Origin of the sequence: Ruminococcus sp. CAG:379 (assembly GCF_000434255.1) — a bacterium.
Lineage (GTDB): Bacteria > Bacillota > Clostridia > Oscillospirales > Ruminococcaceae > Ruminococcus_F > Ruminococcus_F champanellensis.
The window spans coordinates 5,857-10,078 of sequence record NZ_FR894926.1 but is presented as its reverse complement, the minus strand read 5'-3'; the positions used below and the strand labels follow the sequence as shown (position 1 = coordinate 10,078).

The window sequence follows — 4,222 nt, the reverse complement described above, 5'->3', positions numbered from 1 at the left end:
GCTGGTACCCCCCGTTAATCTGAGTCTGGAGGATTGCCTGGAATTCCTGGCGGATGACGAGCTGCTGGAGGTCACCCCCAAGAATCTCCGGATCCGTAAGCGGATCCTCAGCAATACCCAGCGTGCCAAGAACCGGGCAAAGGTCATCTGATCTTCCGGCATAAATGAAGCCGCATCACAGAGCCTGTGATGCGGCTTTTTGCGCTTATAAGTGAAAGTATTTTTGCAGCGCCTTGTATTCTCCCAGCACCAGCATGGTCATCTCCCCGGTCAGTACCGTGTCCGGATTGATGTTCACGTTGATGTGCCCGTTCTGCTTGATGGCGGCAATGTTGATGTTGTACTTTTTCCGGATATCCAGCTGTCCCACGGATTTTCCACGCCAGCCCTCCGGCACCTCCACCTCGAAAATGGCGTGTGAATCGTCCACCTCAATGTAATCCAGAATGTGATCCGCCGTATAGCGAATGGCAGTCCACTTTGCCATCTGCTCCTCCGGATACACCACCTGATCCGCCCCGTTCCGCAGCAGGAACTTTGCCTGTACGTCCCGTTCCGCCCGGGATACCACCAGCTTTGCCCCAAGCTCCTTTAACAGGGAGGTGGTCTCCAGAGAATTCTGAAAATCGTGGCTGATGGTGACGATGCACACGTCAAAATCCCCCACGCCAAGACTGGACAGAAAGGCTTCACTGGTGCTGTCCCCGATTTGGGCATTGGTCAGAAAGGGCAGCGCCCGGTTCACCCGTTCCTCGTTCCGATCCACCGCCAGTACCATATGCCCCAGTGCGTGCAGCTCCTGGGCAATGTGCCTGCCAAACCGACCCAGTCCCACCAATAGAATATTTTTCACCTGTTTGCATCCTCCTGCTTGTTTTCAACATTCCACATGTGGAAAAGTGGAATCACCCGAATACATAATACGTTCCGTCCGCTTTTGCCTTTGCCAGGATCAGTTCATTGTCCTGCACCAGGGTCTGCTCCTCACCGGCGTTGTCGAATCTCACCTTCAGCGTGAACAGGATCACATGGTTCTCCTCCATGGCATCCTGGATATCCTTCTGAAATTCCGCCCCGAATATGCCTTCCATGGAGGAAAAATAGCTGTCCAGGGATTCCTCCGCCGCATACTCCATTTGCAGACTGGTGATCTGATAGCTGGCATGCCCCTTCCCCAGGAATCCGGCACAGCGCTTCCGGAAGGACTGCTCCATGCCGTACTGGTAATTGGTTTGCAGCATCTGCTCCATGTGTTCGTAATACACCGGGAAGATGCATGCCTTGTAGGCGTCAAAATCCTGCTCCTGAATGGCTTGGAAGTATCGCTCCGTGACTGCTGCACAGTCCGGATCCAGTGCCTCCTTGTCGTACAGCACCTGCATCTGTTCTGCCGCCTCTGTGGTGGCAGGGGTACTGTCGCTGCTGCCGCCGCCGCATCCTCCCAGCAGCAGGGCTGCTGCCAGCACCGCCGCAAGCATGCCTCGTTTCATGCTTCTTCCTCCTTAGGATCCCCACTCCAGAGCCAGCAGATAGCTGTCTCCGTTCTGGATCACATACACTGCGTTGTTTTTCATAGTATAGCTTCTGCCGCCCTCCAGGGCTTCGATGGTCACATTGCTGTACACGGTGGCATAGCTGACCCAGTAGGCGCTTGCCCGCTTGTTCCACAACTGGTTGGACACCTGATCCAGCTTCTCCGCCACCGCCTTGGCAGCCTCGTCGCATGCCACCTGGGTGATGTCCACCTTTGTGACCTTGTAGTCGCCCCCCACCAGATCCGCCGTCTGGCTGTACAGGGCGCTCAACAGCATGTCATAGGTATATCCGGTCTGCTGCCAGTACTGCTCCGTATACGCCAGGTATTCGTTGCACAGCAGGCTCTTGTACAGCGCCGCATCCTTTTTCTCCACTGCGTAATACACTCCGGCAACCTGCTTTGCAGCCTCCGGCACGATCTTGCTCTGGTCAAAGGTCACGGCAATGCCCTGGTACTCCAGGCTGCCGCCCTCCTCTTTTTTGCCGCATCCGGCAAGCATGGCACAGCACAGCGCCACCGCCATGGCTCTGACGAATTTCCCCTTCATGCTTCTCCCCTTAGTTGTAGATCAGGTACCACTGATCGTCCACATGGAACAGGAACAGCACCTGTCCCTCCTTCTTGGTCTGGGTTTCTACTCCCACAATGCCGCTGTCCGCCGGGGTCAGATATACGTCCACCGTCAGCTCATAGATCACGTCGATCTTCCCGGAGATGCCCTCCTGGATGCTGTCCAGCATATCCAGAATGGTGGTGATCCCCGTATAGGTTCTGGATACCTCACAGCCTACAATATCCACCAGGGAAATGGCAAAGTCCCCGTCCATATGCTCCTTCCAGCTATCGTGGGTGGCTTGCACCAGCTCCGCCGTGGTAAATTCCGACTTGTGCACGGTCTTGATGGTGTAATCCAGGTACGCCGGCAGCTGCACCTGTTCAAACAGGGCGGAATCATTTTCCGCAATGGAACGGTAGTAGTTCCCGATCACCTGCAAGGATGCCTCATCCTCAAAAAACCGCTTGTCGTACTGCATGGGCACCCCGTATGCCTTTTTGTCGATCCGCAGGGTCGCCCCGTAGTCCAGATCCTCCATGGCTGTCCTGGAGGTGGGATTGCTTGTATTGCCGCTGCTGTCCTTACTGCCGCAGCCTGCAAAGCAGCTCACGCACAGTACCAGTGCTGCGCCCAGAGCTGCCGCCCGTTTCATATTTCTCATGGTTTCCGTATCCTTTCAACGTGTTTTCCCCATCTAACAGTAGCATAAAACCTTGCCGTTGTCAAGACAGCCGGAAAGCGTCTGCTCCCCGGCTGTTTCTTACTTCGCCAATTCTGTTCTCCAATAGGCAAGGGTGTCCCGGATGGTCTGCTCCAGAGGGATTTGCCGCTGCCAGCCCGTATCCTCCTGCAACCGGCGGATATCCGCCTCCACCACCGGTACATCCACCGGCCGCAGCTTTGCCGGGTCAGTTTCCGCCTGGATCTTCGCACCGGACTGGGCAAGGATCAGATCCAGGATCCCCCGGATCTCCACCGCCTTGCCGCTGCCCACGTTATAGACCCTGCCGGCGATGCCCTTTTCCGCCAGCAGCACATAGGCACGCACCACGTCCCGCACATCGGTGAAATCCCGCTTCGCAGACAGATTCCCGATCCGGATCACCGGTTCCTGCTGCCCCAGCTCAATGGCTGCGGTCTGCCGGCAGAAATCCGACACCACGAACATGGGTGCCTGCCCCGGGCCAACGTGGTTGAACGCCCGGACGCAGAGCAGATCCATACCGTATGCCTTGGCGTAGATCTCCCCCAGCATCCCCTGACACGCCTTGGTGGCGGCGTATACATTTCCCGGATGCAGGGGGGTATCCTCCCCCACCGGGCAGCAGTGCACCGGTCCGTATTCCTCTCCGGAGCCGATCAGCAGCACTCTGGGCTGATGCGCCAGCTGCCGTACCGCCTCCAGCAGGTTCAGCGTGCCCTTAATGTTCACGTCCACCGTCAGCTGGGGCCGCTTCCAGGAAAGCGCCACGGAGCTTTGCGCCGCCAGATGAAAGATCCAGTCCGGCTTCAGCTGCTCCAGCAGGGCGCTGACCGCCTCCGGCTGTAAAATATCCAGATCATGTATGGTACAGGTGCCCCGGATCTCCTCTCCGGGCAGCTTTGTGGCATGTACCCGATGCCCTCCGGCGTTCAGCTCCGCAATGAGATAGGCTCCCACAAAGCCGCCGCCGCCGATGACCAGCGTGTTCATTTGTCCATGCCCCTTTCTTCTGTTTCGGTGTGATCCGCCAAAACCCGGTACACCCTGTCGATCATGCTGTGCAGCTCAAACTCCTCCAGCACCCGGCGCTGTGCCGCCGCCCCGTATGCTTCCCGGCGGTCATCATCCTCCGCTAAGGTGCGGATGGCATCCGCCAGGGCGTTTTCATCCCCCGGGGGCACCGTCAGCCCGGTTTCCCCGTCCAGGCTCACCAGGGGCACTCCCGTAGGCAGGGCGGTGTTGATGACCGGCTTGCCGTATACCATGGCCTCCAGCTGCACAATGCCGAAGGCCTCGCTGTTTGCCACCGAGGGCAGCACGAACAGATCGCAGTCCCGGAAGGCGGCACGGAGATCCGAGTCCGACAGCCTGCCCAGGAAAAAGACCCGGTCAGCCACTCCCAGCTCCTGTGCCTCCTGCCGCAGCT

7 protein-coding genes (1 of these 7 cut by a window edge) are annotated in these 4,222 nt (G+C 58.0%); 1 reads left to right on the top strand and 6 read right to left on the bottom strand.

The features are described from left to right. Nucleotides 1–151: the final stretch of a translational GTPase TypA gene (gene typA / locus QVO51_RS10295; protein WP_022358319.1), read on the top strand. It extends 1,688 nt beyond the left edge of the window; the window shows 151 of its 1,839 coding nt (coding positions 1,689–1,839); the start codon falls outside the window, past its left edge; the stop codon is at nucleotides 149–151. Nucleotides 152–205: 54 nt separating this feature from the next. Here typA and QVO51_RS10290 read toward each other — a convergent pair whose 3' ends face one another. From QVO51_RS10290 to QVO51_RS10265, 6 genes are all read right to left on the bottom strand, one after another. Continuing rightward, entirely contained in the window at nucleotides 206–853 is a 648-nt protein-coding gene (locus tag QVO51_RS10290; RefSeq protein ID WP_022358318.1) for a potassium channel family protein, read from the bottom strand. Nucleotides 854–905: 52 nt separating this feature from the next. After that, nucleotides 906–1,490: a hypothetical protein gene (locus QVO51_RS10285; protein ID WP_022358317.1), complete on the bottom strand. Its 585-nt coding sequence runs from the start codon at nucleotides 1,488–1,490 to the stop codon at nucleotides 906–908. Between the two features lie 12 nt (nucleotides 1,491–1,502). Further along, nucleotides 1,503–2,084 (bottom strand): hypothetical protein, encoded by a 582-nt coding sequence (locus QVO51_RS10280; protein WP_015557457.1) that lies wholly within the window; start codon nucleotides 2,082–2,084, stop codon nucleotides 1,503–1,505. 10 nt (nucleotides 2,085–2,094) lie between these two features. Next, on the bottom strand, nucleotides 2,095–2,754 hold the full coding sequence (locus QVO51_RS10275; RefSeq protein WP_022358316.1) for a hypothetical protein: 660 nt from the start codon (nucleotides 2,752–2,754) through the stop codon (nucleotides 2,095–2,097). Nucleotides 2,755–2,853: 99 nt separating this feature from the next. Next, nucleotides 2,854–3,786, bottom strand: a complete 933-nt coding sequence (locus tag QVO51_RS10270) for a GDP-mannose 4,6-dehydratase (RefSeq protein WP_022358315.1) — start codon at nucleotides 3,784–3,786, stop codon at nucleotides 2,854–2,856. Then, nucleotides 3,783–4,222, bottom strand: a 440-nt coding sequence (locus tag QVO51_RS10265; protein ID WP_288168179.1) for a glycosyltransferase, incomplete at its 5' end; no start/stop codon positions are given. The genes QVO51_RS10270 and QVO51_RS10265, both read right to left, overlap by 4 nt.

Coding starts and splice junctions, on each gene's coding strand:
- QVO51_RS10285 (WP_022358317.1), bottom strand. CDS start 1,490: ATGAAACGAGGCATGCTTGCGGCGGTGCTGGCAGCAGCCCTGCTGCTG.
- QVO51_RS10275 (WP_022358316.1), bottom strand. CDS start 2,754: ATGAGAAATATGAAACGGGCGGCAGCTCTGGGCGCAGCACTGGTACTG.
- QVO51_RS10270 (WP_022358315.1), bottom strand. CDS start 3,786: ATGAACACGCTGGTCATCGGCGGCGGCGGCTTTGTGGGAGCCTATCTC.
- QVO51_RS10280 (WP_015557457.1), bottom strand. CDS start 2,084: ATGAAGGGGAAATTCGTCAGAGCCATGGCGGTGGCGCTGTGCTGTGCC.